This is a genomic window from Nocardia bovistercoris, from assembly GCF_015674855.1.
Taxonomy (GTDB): domain Bacteria; phylum Actinomycetota; class Actinomycetes; order Mycobacteriales; family Mycobacteriaceae; genus Nocardia; species Nocardia bovistercoris.
Genome location: NZ_JADMLG010000001.1, coordinates 830,704 through 848,688, shown reverse-complemented (window position 1 = coordinate 848,688; position 17,985 = coordinate 830,704). Strand labels below are relative to the sequence as shown.

The 17,985-nt window shown below is 67.7% G+C and carries 17 protein-coding genes; 7 read left to right on the top strand and 10 right to left on the bottom strand.

All coding sequences use genetic code 11. The features are described 5' to 3' along the window. The first annotated feature begins 12 nt into the window (after positions 1-12). From IT779_RS03885 to IT779_RS03855, 7 genes are all read left to right on the top strand, one after another. Positions 13-645 carry a YceD family protein gene (locus IT779_RS03885; protein ID WP_196147822.1) on the top strand — a complete coding sequence of 211 codons (633 nt, stop codon included), beginning with the start codon at positions 13-15 and terminating at the stop codon, positions 643-645. Positions 646-709: 64 nt separating this feature from the next. Then, the gene (gene rpmF / locus IT779_RS03880) at positions 710-892 is read left to right on the top strand and encodes a 50S ribosomal protein L32 (RefSeq protein ID WP_109529679.1); all 183 of its coding nucleotides are present in this window, start codon (positions 710-712) and stop codon (positions 890-892) included. Positions 893-914: 22 nt separating this feature from the next. Further along, positions 915-1,637 (top strand): ribonuclease III, encoded by a 723-nt coding sequence (gene rnc, locus IT779_RS03875; RefSeq protein WP_196147679.1) that lies wholly within the window; start codon positions 915-917, stop codon positions 1,635-1,637. 1 nt (position 1,638) lies between these two features. Continuing rightward, complete coding sequence (gene mutM / locus IT779_RS03870) at positions 1,639-2,499, top strand: bifunctional DNA-formamidopyrimidine glycosylase/DNA-(apurinic or apyrimidinic site) lyase (RefSeq protein ID WP_196147678.1); 861 nt, start codon at positions 1,639-1,641, stop codon at positions 2,497-2,499. Positions 2,500-2,563: 64 nt separating this feature from the next. Then, positions 2,564-3,160, top strand: coding sequence for a dihydrofolate reductase family protein (locus IT779_RS03865; RefSeq protein WP_196147677.1), 597 nt, complete (start codon positions 2,564-2,566; stop codon positions 3,158-3,160). Further along, the gene (locus IT779_RS03860; RefSeq protein WP_196147676.1) at positions 3,160-4,227 is read left to right on the top strand and encodes a PHP domain-containing protein; all 1,068 of its coding nucleotides are present in this window, start codon (positions 3,160-3,162) and stop codon (positions 4,225-4,227) included. Before IT779_RS03865 ends, IT779_RS03860 begins: the two co-directional genes overlap by 1 nt. Positions 4,228-4,351: 124 nt before the next feature. Further along, a complete protein-coding gene (locus tag IT779_RS03855) occupies positions 4,352-5,848 on the top strand; it encodes a PstS family phosphate ABC transporter substrate-binding protein (protein WP_196147675.1) in 1,497 nt (498 codons plus the stop codon). A gap of 57 nt (positions 5,849-5,905) precedes the next feature. Here the strand turns inward: IT779_RS03855 and IT779_RS03850 are convergent, their stop codons facing one another. From IT779_RS03850 to IT779_RS03805, 10 genes are all read right to left on the bottom strand, one after another. Next, the gene (locus tag IT779_RS03850) at positions 5,906-6,799 is read right to left on the bottom strand and encodes a potassium-transporting ATPase subunit C (protein WP_196147674.1); all 894 of its coding nucleotides are present in this window, start codon (positions 6,797-6,799) and stop codon (positions 5,906-5,908) included. Between the two features lies 1 nt (position 6,800). Further along, the gene (gene kdpB / locus IT779_RS03845; protein ID WP_196147673.1) at positions 6,801-8,930 is read right to left on the bottom strand and encodes a potassium-transporting ATPase subunit KdpB; all 2,130 of its coding nucleotides are present in this window, start codon (positions 8,928-8,930) and stop codon (positions 6,801-6,803) included. 1 nt (position 8,931) lies between these two features. Beyond that, a complete protein-coding gene (gene kdpA / locus IT779_RS03840) occupies positions 8,932-10,602 on the bottom strand; it encodes a potassium-transporting ATPase subunit KdpA (protein ID WP_196147672.1) in 1,671 nt (556 codons plus the stop codon). A 336-nt stretch (positions 10,603-10,938) separates the two neighbouring features. Next, the gene (locus tag IT779_RS03835) at positions 10,939-11,394 is read right to left on the bottom strand and encodes a cytotoxic translational repressor of toxin-antitoxin stability system (RefSeq protein WP_332838635.1); all 456 of its coding nucleotides are present in this window, start codon (positions 11,392-11,394) and stop codon (positions 10,939-10,941) included. Further along, positions 11,370-11,810: a prevent-host-death protein gene (locus IT779_RS03830; protein ID WP_198428062.1), complete on the bottom strand. Its 441-nt coding sequence runs from the start codon at positions 11,808-11,810 to the stop codon at positions 11,370-11,372. The genes IT779_RS03835 and IT779_RS03830 overlap by 25 nt, the downstream gene beginning before the upstream one ends. A 91-nt stretch (positions 11,811-11,901) precedes the next feature. Further along, entirely contained in the window at positions 11,902-14,298 is a 2,397-nt protein-coding gene (locus tag IT779_RS03825; protein ID WP_196147671.1) for an ATP-binding cassette domain-containing protein, read from the bottom strand. A 246-nt stretch (positions 14,299-14,544) separates the two neighbouring features. Further along, positions 14,545-14,955, bottom strand: a complete 411-nt coding sequence (locus IT779_RS03820; RefSeq protein WP_196147670.1) for a VOC family protein — start codon at positions 14,953-14,955, stop codon at positions 14,545-14,547. Between the two features lie 5 nt (positions 14,956-14,960). Further along, complete coding sequence (locus IT779_RS03815) at positions 14,961-15,410, bottom strand: helix-turn-helix transcriptional regulator (RefSeq protein WP_196147669.1); 450 nt, start codon at positions 15,408-15,410, stop codon at positions 14,961-14,963. 147 nt (positions 15,411-15,557) lie between these two features. After that, positions 15,558-16,292: a hypothetical protein gene (locus tag IT779_RS03810; protein WP_198428061.1), complete on the bottom strand. Its 735-nt coding sequence runs from the start codon at positions 16,290-16,292 to the stop codon at positions 15,558-15,560. 205 nt (positions 16,293-16,497) lie between these two features. Then, positions 16,498-17,934, bottom strand: a complete 1,437-nt coding sequence (locus IT779_RS03805) for a CYTH and CHAD domain-containing protein (RefSeq protein ID WP_196147668.1) — start codon at positions 17,932-17,934, stop codon at positions 16,498-16,500. Positions 17,935-17,985 lie beyond the last annotated feature (51 nt).

The following is a 17,985-nucleotide window of genomic DNA, read 5'->3' as shown; positions in this document are numbered from 1 at the left end:
AGTGAGTCCGTGATGTCCGCCGGTTCCGGTTCCACATCGCGTCCGCGCACGGCTTCGCGCCGTCGGCCGGACGCGGCTTTCGTGCTGGATGTCCGCAGCCTCGGTCGCCGTCCCGGCACCATGAAGGAGTTGCGCAGGGCGGTCCCGACGGCCGAGCGGATGGGTCTGGAGATGATCGCGGTGCCCTCGGGCGCCGAGTTCGATCTCGACCTGCGCCTGCAAGCGGTGTCGGAGGGTGTCCTCGTCACGGGCACCGCCACCGCGCCGACCTCGGGTGAGTGTTCGCGGTGCCTCGAGTCGTTCACCGGCACGGTGGAACTCTCGATCACCGAACTGTTCGCGTATCCGGACAGCGCCACCGAGCAGACCACCGAGGAGGACGAGGTCTACCGCCTGGTCGACGACCAGATCGACCTCGAACCGGTGGTCATCGACCAGCTCGGTCTGGAATTCCCGCTGCAGCCGCTGTGCACGCCGGACTGCCCCGGTCTGTGCGCGGAATGCGGCGTCAGGATGGCGATTGCGGGTTCGGATCACGGGCATGAGATACTTGATCCTCGCTGGGCCGGGCTGGCGAAATTCGCCACCGGATCGCCCGGCAACGGCGGCCCCAGTGCGGGCGACGCCGACCAGAACCACCAGTAGCCAGAACCAGTAGCCGCCGCGGCAGAACGACGCCGAGGTGCGCGAGGACAGAGGAGAGTAAGTCGTGGCCGTTCCCAAGCGCCGGATGTCCCGTTCCAACACCAGGTCGCGGCGCAGCCAGTGGAAGGCCACCGCGCCGACCCTGATCACCTGCCCGAACCGCGCCTGCGGCGAGAAGACCCTGCCGCATATCGCGTGCCCGTCCTGCGGCACCTACAAGGGCCGCCAGGTCACCTCCGCTGTCTGACGGTCCGAGATCCGCTATCGACGTGACCCTCAGCAAGGATGTCGCCGGCTCGACCGGTGAGCACACGAGCCTACTCGAGGCGCTCGGCGTCGCCGTCGGGCCGGAGCTGCTGCGCCTGGCGCTGACGCACCGGTCCTACGCCTACGAGAACGGCGGCCTGCCGACCAACGAGCGCCTGGAATTCCTCGGCGACTCGGTACTCGGCCTGAGCATCACCGAGCGGCTCTACCACGAGCATCCCGACAAGTCCGAGGGCGAGTTGGCGAAGCTGCGGGCGAGCGTGGTCAACATGCACGCGCTCGCCGAGGTCGCGCGCGGTCTCGGCGAGGGCGGTCTCGGCGTGCACCTGCTTCTCGGCAAGGGTGAGGAACTCACCGGCGGCCGCGACAAGCCGAGCATCCTCGCCGACGGCATGGAGTCGCTGCTCGGCGCGGTGCATCTCGAGCACGGCATCGAAGTCGCGCGCGAGGTGGTGCTGCGGCTGTTCGCGGATCTGCTGGAGCGCGGCCCGAGGATGGGCGCGGGCCTGGACTTCAAGACCAGCCTCCAGGAACTCACGGCCGAACGCGGTATCGGCGTGCCCACCTACGAGATCACCTCGACCGGGCCCGATCACGACAAGGAATTCACCGCGACCACGGTGATCGGCGGAGCGCCGTACGGAAAGGGCGTCGGTCGCTCGAAGAAGGAAGCCGAACAGAAGGCGGCGGGCGCGGCCTATCGTGCGTTGACGGCCGACGCCTGAGGTGCCCGAACTTCCCGAAGTCGAGGTGGTACGGCGCGGGCTGGCCGAACACGTGGTCGGCCGCACCGTGGAGTCGGTGACGATCACCCATCCGCGTTCGGTGCGCCGCCACCTCGAGGGCGCCACCGATCTCGCGGCCCGGCTGACCGGCCGCCGGGTGGAGTCGGCGCACCGCCGCGGCAAATTCCTGTGGCTGACCTTCGACGAGCCCGATACCGCGCTCGTCGTGCATCTCGGGATGAGCGGTCAGATGCTGGTACAGCCCGCCGCCGCCCCGGTGGAGAAGCACGCCCACATCCGCGCCGCGCTGCACGACGGCGCGGAACTGCGATTCGTCGATCAGCGCACCTTCGGCGGGTGGGCGTTGGCCCAGCTGGTCGAGGTGGCGGGTGCGCTGGTGCCCGAGCCGGTCGCGCACATCGCCCGCGACCCGCTCGATCCGCTGTTCGACGCCGAGGCAGCCGTGTCGGCGCTGCGGGCCAGGCAGTCCGAGATCAAGCGCGTCCTGCTCGATCAGACGGTGGTCTCCGGTATCGGCAACATCTACGCCGACGAGGCGCTGTGGCGGTCGGGCCTGCACGGCAACCGGCCCGCATCCGGGGCGAGCAGACCTGCGCTGCGCGCGCTGCTGACCGACGTGCGCGCGGTGATGGGTGAAGCGCTCGACGCGGGCGGCACCTCGTTCGACGCGCTGTATGTGAACGTCAACGGGCGATCCGGCTATTTCGAGCGGTCGCTCGCGGTCTACGGGCGCGAGGACGAGCCGTGTCGGCGCTGCGGCGCGCCCATCGTGCGTGAGCGGTTCATGAACCGATCTTCCTACTCGTGTCCGCGCTGTCAGCGTAAGCCCCGGCAACGCTGAGCCGAGCGAGCTACCGTTTCCTTAGGCGGTCGGTAATCCGGTCCGGCCGTTCGAGGAAGGACTTATGCGCAAGCTCACCTACTACGTCGCCTCGACGATCGACGGTTTCATCGCCACCGAGGACGGGTCGGTCGATTTCTTCCCCGTCGGCGGCGATCACGGTCCGGCGATCACCGCGCAATTTCCGGAGACCCTGCCGACCGAGGTCAGACAGGCGCGCGGGATCACCAAACGCAACGCGAGCTTCGACACCGTGCTGATGGGCCGCAAGACCCACGATTTCGGGGTCAAAACCGGCACGTCGAGTCCGTACGCGCATCTGCGGCAGTACGTGGTGTCGACGACATTGCCGGACAATCCCGACCCGGCGGTCGAGTTGATTCCCGGTGACCCGCTCCCGAAGGTGCGCGCGCTCAAGCGGGAGTCCGGGCTCGGGATCTGGCTGTGCGGCGGCGGCGAGCTGGCGCACACGCTGCTGCCGGAGATCGATCAGATCTTCCTGAAGCTGTATCCGATCGTGCTCGGCAACGGCACACCGCTGTTCGGCACCGGGCTGTTCGGCGCCGGGGCGCGGCTGCCCGACGCCGCGCGTTTCCGGGTGATCACGAGCCGGATCTTCGAGGACGGCGTGGCCTTCCTGAAATACAGCCGGATTCGATAGTGGTCGAGCGGGATCCGACCGCGGCGCCGGATCCGGCGGGAGCGCCGGGTCCGGTCGAGGCGTTGCGCGAGATCGGATTCTGGCTGGAACGCGCTCGCGCGCAGACCCATCGGGTCAAGGCGTACCGGCGGGCGGCCGATATCGTGGCGCGGCTGCCGGAGCGTGAGCGGGAGCGGCGCCGCGCCACCCGAGGTTGGCAGGAACTCGCGGGCATCGGCCCGAAGACGGCCGCCGTGATCGACCAGGCCTGTTCCGGTGCGGTGCCGGACTATCTGGTCGAGCTGCGCGGGCAGGCGCAACCGATCGGGCCGGAAGGCAAACCGGTGCGCGCCGCGTTGCGCGGGGATCTGCACACGCATTCGGACTGGTCCGACGGCGGCAGCCCGATCGAGGAGATGATGGCCGTCGCCGCCGCCCTCGGACACGAATACTGTGCGCTGACCGACCATTCGCCGCGGTTGACCGTCGCCAACGGGCTGTCCGCGGACCGGCTGCTGCGCCAACTCGACGTGGTGGCCGAACTGAACGAACGCGTGGCGCCGTTCCGCGTCCTGACCGGCATCGAGGTCGACATCCTCGACGACGGCACCCTCGATCAGCGCTCCGACCTGCTGGAACGGCTCGACATCGTGGTGGCGAGCGTGCATTCCGGGCTGCGCGCCGACGCCGAGGCGATGACCAAGCGGATGGTGTACGCGGTGGCCGACCCGAATGTGGATGTGCTCGGACACTGCACGGGCCGCCTGGTCGAGGGCAATCGGGGCACCCGCCCGGAATCGGCCTTCGACGCCGAGGTGGTCTTCGAGGCGTGCAGGCGATTCGGTACCGCCGTCGAGGTGAACAGCCGTCCCGAACGCCGGGATCCGCCGTCGCGGCTGATTCGTCTCGCCGTGGAAATGGGCTGTGTCTTCGCCATCGACACCGACGCGCACGCGCCGGGCCAATTGGACTGGCAGGGTTACGGATGCGAGCGGGCGCACGCCAATGGCATTGCGCCGGAACGAGTCGTGAACACCTGGCCGCTGGACCGATTGCTGGAGTGGACTCGCGCCATCGAGGCCGGTTGATCACACGTGAACACCCACTGAACATTCGTCCCCGCATCGGGTCGGCCGGAGTCGCGGGCCCAGAATGGTTGACACGCGCGGCGACTCGAATCGCCGCGCTCAATTCAGGGGAGGGCACGAGCCGGTGGGCGATATTCCGGTCGACACAATTCTGGCGCTTGTCGGTATCGCGATACCGATCGCCGCATTCCTGTGGGAATTCGTTTTCGTCGGGCGACATCGTCTCGGCTATCGCGTGCAGATGGATACGCCGGTCACCGGTGAGGTGGAGGCGGTATTTCCCGGTGTGCTGAGCCAATTGCGGGCCAACGACGCCGAATTGCGTGACCTGTCCATCGTTCTGGTGCGCATCGAGAACAGCGGCACCTCGACGATCGACGAATCGGACTATCTCGTGCCGGTTCCCGGGGTCGGACTGCATCTGCGCTTTCCGCAGCGGCGGGTGGTCGGCATGGCGGTGACCGAGCTCAGCGATCAGGATCTGGTGGATCGTCTCGGCCCGCTGTCCGGGATCAGCGTGCGACAGGACACCGGTGGTCGGATCGGGGTCATCGACCTGCCGAAGGTGCCGTTGAATCGCGGCGACCACTACAAGGTGCTGGCCATCCTGCAACGGTCCGAGGGATCGGGGGAGTATCCGGACCCGGAGTTGGTCGGCGCGATCCGGCGCGGACACGTCACCGAGACGAAGAGTCGTACCGGGGTCTCGCGCGTGATCTTCGCGCTCATCGCCTTCCTGGTCGCGGTCATCGTGGTGCAATTCGTGGTGGCCGCGGTCGAGCCGTCGCCGAATCCGCTGGATTGCGCGTCGGGCAAACTCACCGTGGTGGGTTCATCGGCGTTCGAATCGGTGCTCGAGAAGGCCGCGGAACAGTACAGCGAGCGCTGCGCGGGGGCGCGCATCACCTCCGAATTCTCCAGCACCGAAGCCGGACTCGACCGGGTGACCGCCGCGGGGCCGAATCCTGAGCTGCTCACGATCAGCGACGGACCGATGGGCAAGGCGTATCCCACACTGGTGCCGAGGCCGCTTGCGCTGTCGCTGTTCGCGGTGATCGTGAACAAGGATCTCGGGGTCGCCGATCTGAGTCCGGCGCAGATCAGCGGTCTGTTCCGGGGGGAGATCACGAACTGGAGCCAGGTCGGGGGACCGAATCTGCCGGTGGTGCTGGTCAATCGGCGGCCGGGTTCGGGTACCCGCAATATCTTCGAGAGCAGGTTGATGCCCGGCGGCCAGCCCGTGCGCGAGCATCAGAGTTGTATCGCCATCAGGAATACGCGGCAGACCTACTGCGAGGCCGACGCGACCAAGGAGATGCACAAAGCGGTCGCCGACCTGCCCGGCGCCATCGGCTACAGCGAATACGCGGCGGCGGTCGGGGCCGAAGTTCGGATCGTGACCATCGGCGGCGTCGCCGCGAGTCGGGAGCGGGCCATCGCCGAGGAGTATCCGCTGTGGGGCGTCGAGTATGCCTACAGCAACGGTGATCTGCCCGCGGGGTCGCTCGGCGCGAGTTTCCTGCATTATCTGACCGACAATGTCGGCGCGGAAGTGTTGCGGGCATTCGGCAACGAACCGTGCGGCAGTACCCTGCTGCCTCCGGATCGTTGTTTGAAGTGAGGTGACCGCTCGGTGACGCCGGCTGCTCGTTTCGATGCCGGTGGCGAGGTGGGCGGGTCAACCTTGGAACGGGAAGCGTCGGTCGAGTTCGAGATTGAGGGCGACCACGTCGACCGCGGGTTCGCCGAGGAAGCCGAGCGGTCGTCCGGCGGTGTGCGCATGCACCAGCGCGCGCACCTGTTCCGGTGTGATACCGCGCGCATCGGCGACCCGGCGCACCTGGATGTCGGCGTAGCGGGGCGAGATGTGCGGGTCGAGTCCGCTGCCGCTCGCGGTGACGGCGTCGGCGGGTACCGCGGGATCGGTCGGCGCGTCGCCCGGAATCGGGACGATCCTGCCCTCCGGGTACCCGCCGGGGTTCTCCGCGCAGCGCACCGGGACGCCGCGATAGCTCGCGAGGAACGGCACGGGATGTTCGGCGCACCGTTCGTTGACGCTGTAGACCGCGATCGGGCGGGTGACCTCACCGTCGGCGTCGCGCGGGCCGAGTACCGACAGGACGGCGCCGAGGCCATCCGGGGTGCAGAAGGGGCGGCGGCCGTCGACACCCTCGCGGTCGGCGATCTGCTTGCTCCTGGTGCAGACGGTGCTCAGCAGGCTCGGTTTCGTCGTCGCGCTCCCGGCGACGGTGGTGTCGATGATGTCCTCGGGGCCGAGGTTGGACGCCGAGGTGGACAGCGGGTCGTACCCGTCACCGGCTGCCGATGGCCTGCTCTGGAAGTACTGCCTCAGCGCGTGACCTTCCGCATCGATGAAGGGCTGCCCGATCAGGCTGCTGCCGACCACCTTCCCGTCGACCTCGAGCAGTGACCCGTCCGCCTTGTCACTGAGGCCGGGGAGCCTGCCAACCGCGAAAACGGCGACGGGATAGACGATTCCGGTGATGAGGGTCAGCACGAGCAGGGCGCGCAAGGCCGCCAGATGCTGTCGGGCCCATGTGGACGTGCGCATATCAGGACATCCCAGGAAGGAGGTGGACGACGAGGTCGATGATCTTGATGCCGAGGAACGGCGCGACGATGCCGCCGAGACCGTAGATCGTGAGGTTGCGGGTCAGCAGCGCCGAGGCGTTGTCGGGCCGGTAGCGCACCCCGCGCAGCGACAGCGGGATGAGCGCGACGATCACCAGCGCGTTGAACACCACCGCCGACAGGATCGCGGACTGCGGGCTCGCCAGTCGCATCACATTGAGCAGGTCGAGCCCGGGGAACAGGCTCACGAACAGCGCGGGAATGATCGCGAAGTATTTGGCGATGTCGTTGGCGATGGAGAAGGTGGTCAGCGCGCCCCGGGTGATGAGCAGCTGTTTGCCGATCGCCACGATCTCGATCAGCTTGGTCGGATCCGAGTCGAGGTCGACCATGTTGCCCGCTTCCTTGGCCGCCGCGGTGCCGGAGTTCATGGCCACGCCGACGTCGGCCTGCGCCAGCGCCGGTGCGTCGTTGGTGCCGTCGCCGGTCATCGCGACCAGGCGTCCGCCCGCCTGTTCCCGTTTGATGAGGTCGAGTTTGTCCTGCGGGGTCGCTTCGGAGAGGAAGTCGTCCACGCCCGCCTCCTCGGCGATCGCCGCGGCGGTCAACGGATTGTCGCCGGTGATCATCACCGTGCGGATGCCCATGCGTCGCATCTCGTCGAAGCGTTCTCGCATGCCCTGCTTCACCACATCCTTCAGGTGGATGACGCCGAGCACGCGTGCGTGATCGCCGACGGCCTCGCCGACGACCAGCGGGGTGCCGCCCGAAGCGGCTATGCCGTCCACGATCGCGTCGAGCCGATCCGGCGCCGAACCGCCTTGCGTGCGAACCCATTCGGTGACCGCGCTCGCCGCCCCCTTGCGCAGCAGGCGACCGTCGGGGTAGTCGACGCCCGACATGCGGGTCTGTGCGCTGAACGGCACCGGGTGCGCGCCGGTCGGCGCGCCGGGAGCTCCCGCGCCCGCGGGCCGTTGGGCGATGGCGACGATGGAACGACCCTCGGGCGTCTCGTCCGCGAGACTGGAAAGTCTTGCCGCGTCGATCAATTCGTCGTCGGTGATCCCGGGCACCGGCACGAACTCCGAAGCCCGGCGGTTGCCGAGGGTGATGGTGCCGGTCTTGTCGAGCAGCAAGGTGTTCACATCGCCCGCGGCCTCGACCGCGCGCCCCGACATGGCCAGCACATTGCGCCGCACCAACCGGTCCATGCCCGCGATGCCGATCGCCGAGAGCAGCGCGCCGATCGTGGTCGGGATCAGGCACACCAGCAGCGCCACCATCACGATGCCGGTCACGCCGTGCGCGTCGAGCGCCGGACTGTCCGGCACGCCGGGATTGTTCGACTTGGCGAAGATCGCCATCGGCTGCAGGGTGACCACCGCGAAGACGAAGATGACGGTCAGCGCCGCGAGCAGGATGTTCAGCGCGATCTCGTTCGGGGTCTTCTGCCGGTTCGCGCCCTCGACCAGCGCGATCATCCGGTCGATGAAGCTCGCGCCCGGTTCCTGGGTGATGCGCACCACGATGCGGTCCGAGAGCACGGTGGTGCCGCCGGTCACCGCCGAACGGTCGCCGCCGGATTCCCTGATGACCGGGGCGGATTCGCCGGTGATGGCGGATTCGTCCACCGCGGCGATGCCCTCGACGACATCGCCGTCGCCGGGGACGAGCTCGCCCGCTTCCACGATGACGTGATCGCCGCGGCGCAGTTCGGGCGCGAGCACTCGCTCCTCGACCACACGGGCGCCGGGCGACCAGTCCGTCAGTCGGCGTGCGACGGTGTCGGTTCTGGCCTTACGCAGTGTCTCGGCCTGCGCCTTGCCGCGTCCCTCGGCGACCGCCTCGGCCAGGTTCGCGAACAGGACGGTCAGCCACAGCCAAGTCACGACCGACCACGCGAAGAAGGTGGGATCGGCGACGGCGAGGACGGTCGACCACGCCGCGCCGACCTCGACCACAAGCATCACCGGATTGCGCCACAGGACGCGCGGATCGAGTTTGCGCAACGCCTCGGGCAGGCAGGTCAGCAGCATCGCGGGGTCGAGCGCCCCGCGTGCCACGTCGCGTCCGCGCGGTTCGGTACTCGCAGCTATGACGGCGGTTGACATGTCAGTGGATTCCTTCGGCGAGCGGCCCGAGCGCGAGCGCGGGCAGGAAGGTGAGTGCGACCAGGATCACCGCGACGCCCACGACCATGCCGACGAACTGCGGCCGGTGCGTGGGCAGGGTGCCTGCCGAGGTGGGGGTGTAGCCCTGCCGCGCCAGCGCGCCCGCGAGCGCGAGCACGAAGATCAGCGGCAGGAAACGGCCGAAGACCATGGCCAACCCGAGCGCGGTGTTGAACCATTCGGTATTGCCGGTCAGCCCCGCGAACGCGGAGCCGTTGTTGTTGGCGGCGGAGGTGAACGCGTAGAGCACTTCCGAGAGTCCGTGCGGTCCGCTGTTGAGCATGCTCGCGCGTTGGCCGGGCATCGCCATCGACACCGCGGTGCCGACCAACACGATCAGCGGGGTGACCAGGAAATACGCCGCGGCGAGCTTGATTTCGCGCGGCGTGATCTTCTTGCCGAGGTATTCCGGCGTCCGCCCCACCATCAGTCCCGCAACGAAGACCGTGATGATCGCGACCACGAGCATGCCGTACAGCCCGGAACCCGTTCCGCCGGGAGCGATCTCGCCGAGCTGCATATTGAACAGGGTCATCGCGCCGCCGAGGCTGGTGTACGAGTCGTGGAACGAGTCGACGGCGCCGGTGGAGGTCAGGGTGGTCGCCGCCGCGAAGGTCGCCGAATTCGCCACGCCGAAACGCTGTTCGACGCCTTCCATGGACGCGCCGACCGCGCTGGGAACGGTGCCGTGGTGCTGGAGCTGGAACAGGTTGGTGAGCGTCACGCTGACCAACGCGATGGCGCCCATGACCGCGACGATCGCGTACCCCTGTTTTCGGCTGCCGACCATGCGCCCGAAGGTGCGCGGCAGCGAGAAGGCGATCACCAGCAGCAGGAAGATCTGCACCCAGTTCGTCCACGCGGTCGGATTCTCGAACGGGTGCGCGGAGTTGGCGTTGTAGAAGCCGCCGCCGTTGGTGCCGAGCAGCTTGACGGCCTCCTGGCTCGCCACCGGACCGCCGGTGATCGTCTCGGCTCCGCCGCCGACAGTCTGCGCGAGCTGCTCGTTGAGCTGGAAGTTCTGGATCACGCCGCCCGCGATCAGCACGATCGCGAACACGAACGCGATCGGCAACAGGATGCGCACGGTGCCGCGCACCAGGTCCACCCAGAAATTGCCGAGCTCACCGGTGTGGCGGCGGACGAATCCGCGCACCAGCGCCACCGCCACCGCCATACCGACCGCCGCTGACACGAAATTCTGCACCGCCAGCCCCGCCATCTGCACCAGATGCCCCTGGGTTGATTCCCCGGAGTAGTTCTGCCAGTTGGTGTTCGTGACGAAACTGACCGCCGTGTTCCACGCCAGATCGGCCGTCATCTCGGTGCCCGGCTCCGACAACCGCAACGGCAGATGTCCCTGCGCGAGCTGGAAGAAGAACAGGAACAGCACGCCGACCGCCGAGAACGCCAGCACACTGCGCGCGTACACCGGCCAGGTCATCTCCACCTCGGGCCGCGCCCCGACGAGTCGATAGATCACCCGCTCCGCCCGCGTGTGCCGCTCACCGGTGTAGACGCGAAACATGTAGTCGCCCAACGGAACATGCACGAGAGCGAGCGCGAGAACCAACGAAGCGACGAACGCGACCGCCGCCGAAGTCGTATCCACCTAGAACCTCTCGGGAAACAGCAGCGCCGCGACCATGAACACCGCGACGAGCACGGCCAACCCCAGCCCGACCAGATTCGCGATCACAGCCGCTCCACCCCCCGAACCACCAACCCGAGCAGCGCGAACACCACCACGCTCACCCCCGCGAACACCACAACAGCCATCCCGGAATTCCCTCTCTCGCACCCACCCACCGGAGCGCGCCATCCCGAGTGAACTCCCCCGACCCCCAACCCGCCCCGCCCCTGACAACTCCTTAGCGCCCCGCACCTCGCCCTTGACGCTGCTTTGACACCAGGCCGATGGCTACCCAGTTGTCGGGGGAGGGCCGGCCTATTGTTCGGCCCAGAATTGGTCGAGCCGCGCCACGGCCTGCGCCTTGGTCATATGTTCGATCTCTTCCGGAGACAGCCGCACCAGCCGTATCAGTTTCTCGACTACGCCGAGTGGAATGGGTTCCTTGTCCGGGATCGTGACGGCACCCGACGTGCGTGCAGGCCGCTTCTTGTCATTGACGCATGACCAGAACTGCTCTTCGCTGACCTCGAGCTGTTCTTTGAGGATGTGACGCCACATACTGGCGCCGTAGTCGGTGTTGTCCACCGGACGGGAGATGCGAGTGCGTAGTACCCGGCCGTCCGTCAGCGACAATTCCCACGTGCGGTGATGACCGACCACACCTCCTGTCGCATTGCGCAGGAGTTTCCATTCGTCGTTGCAGCAGAACATTTCGTGGGTCTTCTTGCTGCCGGGCGCATACCGATTCACCGTTCGGCCGCCGTCAGCCACTCCCTCAGCTGTTCATCGGTGGATAGTTCCACGAACTGTACGAAGTCGACCTTGTCACGGTGATTGACTGCCGCGTGCAGATGGTCCTGCCAGTCGGCCGCGTACTCGCGCATCGCTTCGATGAGTGCCGCGATGGCGGTATCGAAGTCCGATTCCTCCACCGCGAGAGGCAGCCCCGGCAGGTAAGCGACCCATCGCCCGTCCTCGCGGACAACCTGAGCCTCGTGCGGCTCGATGATGTGCGCCAACAACAACCGCAGGCGCCCGACCTGCACCAACGCCGAATCCTTCCCTTTGCGGGAAACGACGGCGAGGTTGCCCTCCTCCGCGGCGGTGAGCATTTGACTGAAGTTGTTCCGAGCGTTGTGCATGGAGTCATACCGTGTGACCGAGGTGATACTGTCCACGATCGTCATCCGCGCCTCCAGCGTGCTGATGCGTACATGATGTACATGATGTACATGCGAGTCGAGGCGCGCCAAGTAAGACACACGGCGGAGACGCGGGTTATCCGCCGACGTAGTCGGCGAGGTGTTGGCCGGTGAGGGTGGAGCGGTCGGTGACCAGGTCGGTGGGGGTGCCTTCGAAGACGATCCGGCCGCCGTCGTGGCCCGCGCCGGGGCCGAGGTCGATGATCCAGTCGGCGTGGGCCATGACGGCTTGGTGGTGTTCGATCACGATGACGGACTTGCCGGAGTCGACCAGGCGGTCGAGGAGGGCGAGGAGTTGTTCGACGTCAGCGAGGTGCAGGCCGGTGGTCGGTTCGTCGAGGACGTAGATGCCGCCCTTCTCGGCCATGTGGGTGGCCAGTTTGAGGCGTTGGCGTTCGCCGCCGGACAAGGTGGTCAGGGGCTGGCCGAGGGTGAGGTAGCCGAGGCCGACGTCGGCGAGTCTGCCGAGGATGGTGTGCGCGGCGGGGGTGTTGGCTTCGCCGTCGCCGAAGAATTCGCGTGCCTCGTCCACCGACATCGCGAGCACTTCGCTGATATCGCGTCCGCCAAGGTGGTATTCGAGTACCGCCGCCTGGAATCGCTTGCCCTCGCACACTTCGCACGGGGTGGCGACGCCCGCCATCATCGCGAGGTCGGTGTAGATGACGCCCGCGCCGTTGCAGCCGGGGCACGCGCCTTCGGAATTCGCGCTGAACAGTGCGGGTTTGACGCCGTTGACCTTCGCGAACGCCTTGCGGATCGGGTCGAGCAGACCGGTGTAGGTGGCGGGATTGCTGCGGCGGGAACCGCGGATCGGGCTCTGGTCCACCGATACCACGCCCGCGTCGTCGTGGATGGACCCGTGCACCAGCGAACTCTTGCCCGAACCCGCGACACCGGTCACCACGACGAGCACCCCGAGCGGGATGTCGACGTCGACGTCGCGCAGATTGTGGGTGGACGCGCCGCGGATCTCGAGCGCGCCGGTGGATTCGCGCACCGAGTCCTTGAGTTTCGCGCGGTCGTCGAGGTGGCGGCCGGTGACGGTGTCGCTGGCCCGCAGTCCGTCGACGGTGCCTTCGTAGCAGACGGTGCCGCCGCCCGAACCCGCGCCGGGACCGAGGTCGACCACGTGTTCGGCGATCACGATCGTCTCCGGTTTGTGCTCGACCACCAGCACCGTGTTGCCCTTGTCACGCAGACGGAGCAGCAGGTCGTTCATGCGCTGGATGTCGTGCGGGTGCAGCCCGGCGGTGGGTTCGTCGAAGACGTAGGTGATGTCGGTGAGCGCGGATCCGAGATGGCGGATCATCTTGACGCGCTGCGCCTCACCGCCGGACAGCGTCCCCGACGGCCGTTCCAGCGACAGGTAACCGAGCCCGATCTCCACGAACGAGTCGAGGGTATGGGCGAGCGCGGTGAGCAGCGGCGCCACCGACGGTTCCCGCAGTCCGCGCACCCACTGCGCGAGGTCGCTGATCTGCATCGCGCAGGCCTTGGCGATATTGATGCCCGCGATCTTCGACGACCGCGCTTCCGGCGCGAGTCGGGTGCCCTCGCATTCGGGACAGGTGGTGAAGGTGACCGCGCGTTCCACGAAGGCGCGGATATGCGGCTGCAGCGCGTCGGGGTCCTTGGACAGGAACGACTTCTGCACCTTCGGGATCAAGCCTTCGTAGGTGAGGTTGACTCCGTCGACCTTGACTTTGGTCGGCTCCCGGTAGAGGAAGTCCTGCATTTCCTTCTTGGTGTATTTGCTGATGGGCTTGTTCGGGTCGACGAATCCGGATTCGGCGTACACGCGCACCGTCCAGAAGCTGTCGGATTTCCAGCCGGGAATGGTGAAGGCGCCCTCGGCCAGGGATTTGGAGTCGTCGTAGAGCTGGGTGAGGTCGATATCGGAGACATTGCCCCGGCCCTCGCAGCGCACGCACATGCCGCCGAGCCGGTTGAAGGTCGCCTTCTCGGCCTTGGTCTTGCCCGCTCCGCGCTGCACGGTGATCGCGCCGCTGGCCTTGACCGACGGCACGTTGAAGGCGAACGCCGACGGCGGGCCGATATGCGGAGCGCCGATCCGGCTGAACAGGATGCGCAGCATCGCGTTGGCGTCGGTGGCGGTGCCGACGGTGGAGCGCGGGTCGGCGCCCATGCGCTGCTGGTCGACGATGATCGCGGTGGTGAGCCCGTCGAGGACGTCGACCTCGGGACGCGCCAGCGAAGGCATGAAACCCTGCACGAAACTGCTGTAGGTCTCGTTGATGAGCCGCTGCGATTCCGCCGCGATGGTGCCGAACACCAGGGAGCTCTTCCCGGATCCCGACACGCCCGTGAACACGGTCAGCCTGCGTTTGGGCAGTTCGACGCTGACGTCTTTCAGGTTGTTCACGCGCGCCCCGACCACGCGGATCAGGTCGTGGCTGTCGGCGATCCGCGGCGCGGGCTTCGCGGCGCTCTTCCTGGTCGACGTGCTCATCGGTATCTCCCTCTGCTCGGGCGGGTCGGCGCTGCGGTGTTCGTTCGGTCGGCGTGTTCGTTCGGTCGGCGGCGCCGCTGTGTTCGTTAGGTCGGCGCCGCCGCAGTGGTCGTTAGGTCGGCGCCGCCGCAGTGTTCGTTCGGCTCGATCCGACCGGTGTCGAGCGAGATGTGAACGGTGGCGGCGCGGCGGCCGCCACCGTGGTCGGGCGCGGACTCCATCACCTGCCGTCCGCGCTGAACCGTGTCAGCCCTGTTGTTGGATGCGGATCAGGTTGCCCGCCGGGTCGCGTACCGCGAAGTCGCGCACCCCGTACGGCTGGTCGGTCGGTTCCTGGACGATATCGGTGTCGGCGGCCTGGACCTTCTCGAATACGCCGTCCAGATCCTTGGTTGCCAGCAGGATGCCGCCGTAGGTGCCCTTGGCCATCATCTCCACGATGGTCTTGCGCTCGTCGTCGGTGATGCCAGGGTCGACGGCGGGCGGGTGCAGGACGATGGAGGTGGCGGGCTGGTCGGGCGGTCCGACGGTGATCCAGCGCAACCCTTCGTACCCGACGTCTTTGCGTACCTCGAAGCCGAGGGTGTCGCGGTAGAAGGCGAGCGCCGCGTCGGGATCGTTGTGGGCGAGGAAACTCGAATGGATGGTGATGTTCATGATGGTCAGGCTAATTGCGGCTCGGTAACCACCGCTTCTCGATTCCTGATCGGTCTGGTCACCTGTTTCGACACGCACGACGGAATGCCCTCGGTGCCGAGTTCGGCGCTGCGGCGGTACGCGCTCGGCGGCATCCCGACCAGTTCGGCGAAACGCGTGCTGAATGTGCCGAGCGACTGGCAGCCCACCGCGAAGCACGCCTCGGTGACGCTCACGTCGCCGCGCCGCAGCAATGCCATCGCCCGCTCGATGCGCCGCGTCATCAGATACGAGTACGGCGACTCCCCGTAGGCGAGTTTGAACTGGCGGCTCAGGTGCCCCGCCGACATGTGCGCGTCCCGCGCGAGCCGCTCCACGTCGAGTGGTCGCGCGTATTCGCGATCGATCCGGTCGCGGACCCGGCGCAGCCGGGCCAGGTCACGCAGATGATCCTCGGTGCCGGGTTTGCTGGTCACCCGTACGATCGTGCCACGTGCGATCGGCCCGTGCCCAGCGGATGCCTTTCCGTCTTCGAGACATCGACGAGGGTAGAAGGTGAGGTGTCCGCGGAGTTCGGCGAGCGCATTCGACGCCGCGGCCCGTCGACCCGATCGACCGAACCGCTAGCGCGGCACGGCGATGAGCATGCGCAGGGCCTCGCGAACCATTTCGGGGAACGCGCCGAGCACATCGGCGGTCTGCTCCTCCGGCGTGCCTCGGGTGTGGGCGGCTACGGAGAATCCGGGACCGAAGGATACCGACGCGACCTCCCACGGCGGCAGATCCGACCAGCCCCATTTGGTGCCGACCACGCCGGGCAGTCGCGCGGTGCCCCAGTTCTGCGCGGTGCCGTCGGCGGCGGTCGGTGCGGCGGTGGCCATCCATTCGAGGATCGGGGAGGTGGGGTCGGTGCTCTGCTTGACCGCCAGGAAGGTGGCCAGGTCGGCGGTGCTGGTGACCGCGGTGCTCCAGTCGCCGGGGCCGGAGCGGGTCTGCGCCAAAGCGTATTCGGCGGCGACCGCGTCGATGGCCGCCGGGTATTTCGCGGACAGCGCGGAAGCCGCCGCGTCGTCGGAGTAGCGGATCATCCGTTCGGCTAGTTCGAGGTCGCCCGCGGAATCGTCACCGTGGCGCAGGGCGTAGTCGACGATGTACAGCTTGGCCGTGGACAGCGCGCTGCGGGTCTCGTACTGGTTGGGGGTGCCCCAGTCGAGGCCGAGCGGCGTGCGCACCGACAGGGCGGTTCGCGGCGGCACCGCATCGGGCGGACGATTCGGCGGACCGGGGTCGGCCGTCGCGGGTGCGGCGGCGAGGCAGGCGGCGATCAGGGTGGTCAGCGCGGCGGTGCGGTAGCCCATGGCAGCTCCTGGGTCCGGAAAGGCGTCGATCCGGAATTTCCACGCTCCTGTCGCCGGGCGTGACAGGTGTCACGGTGCGCCGCGACGACAGGAGCGCCGAGACGATGCGCTCGATACTGCGACGCATCCCATGTAGATCTCTTGAGGCTACTTCACAGCTATCTGACTGTCTCGAGAATCAATCGTCCGCTCATCTGTTCTCGCCCTATGGATGTCGTGACGCGACCTCGGAAACCGAGCGCTTGGCGGCCTCGGCGTCGTGCAATGAGTCGGAGTACAGCAAACCGTAGGTGAAACCGTTCTCGCCGGGCGTCGTCCCCGCGACCGCGCCCGTCCGGCGCAGGAATTCCGCGGACACGACCCCGTCGTTGTGGTCCCCGAGGACCCGTTGCAGCCGCTTGTAGTACGCGATGGAGGCCTTCGCCCGACGCGGTTTGCGCACCGGACGGTGCAGTTCGGCCGCGTAGCGCGCCCGCTTGGCGGCCTTGCGCGCGCGGTGCAGTGATTCGTCGCGCTGATCGTCGAGCGCGGTCGCCAGTCGCCGGTCGGCCTTGTCGGCGGCGCGGTCCGCTCGGTCGACGAGGTCGCGTCCTCGGATGTGCCGCGTGAACGGCGGCGCGGACTTCCACTCGCTGAGCGTCGCCAACAGGCGCAGATAGCGCGTCGAGTCCATGGCCGCGTCGAGTGCCGCCCGATTCTTGACCTGCGTGCCGAGCAGGGTGCTGTCGATCCGTCCCGCCACCGGCCCGAGCACGAGTTCCGGCGGCAGCGCGGCGACCCGGTCGGCGAGCCGTCGGCGCTGTACCTCGCAGTCGCGGACCTCGCCGAGCACGCTCGCGTACCACTTCAGCTCCGCTTCCACGTCCTCGATCGCGGACCGGTCGAGGAGCTTGCCGAACACCCGAAGGGTGCTGCGCAGGCGACGGGTGGCGACGCGGGTGTCGTGGATCGGGTCCGAACCCTGCCGCAGCTCGATATCACCGGTGAAGATAGCGTCGATCTGCGTGGTCAGGTAGTCGTGGACCGCGCGTTCGGCCGTGTCGGTGCCGAGCCAGCGCCGCCGCGCGGGCAACACGCGGGAGAGTTTCGACGGATAGATCGCTTCGCGGGCGCCCGCCGAGGACAGGGTGTCGGCGAGTGCGGGCGGCAGTCGATCGGTGTGCCTGCCGAGTTCCACCTCGACCTCGCGCCACGCCTTGACCAGTCCGGAACCGTCGACCGCGCTCGCCTCGACGGTGTCGTCGTCCACCTCGAGGACCAGTTCGCGATCCGGGCCGAACACACGGTGCCGACGCCGGTCGGTGCGGATCTCGGTGCGCGGATTCAACTCCTTGCCGAGGCCGATGCCCTTCACGATCGCGGTGAGTTCGTGCGGCGGCTCCTCCGACAGCGCTGTGCTCTGCTCGAACCTGCCGAGCGTCCTCGGCACCTTGAGCTGCCAACCCGATTCGTCGTCGCCGCGGCGCTTGCGCAACGTGACGTTGCTCGCGAGCAGGTCGAGGTCGGCGGTGTCGTAATAGGTGCTTGTCAGCCGGACCGTCTTGGTCTCGATGTAGCCGTTCGGGACGAGGTCGTCCAGCGCCGGGAACGCGAAGTCCCGTTCGACCTCCCATTTCGTTTCTCGTTCCAATTCGCCCTTCATCGATATCGCCTTCCCGTTCCGTCACGGTCGAAACCGCGCGACCGGTACGCG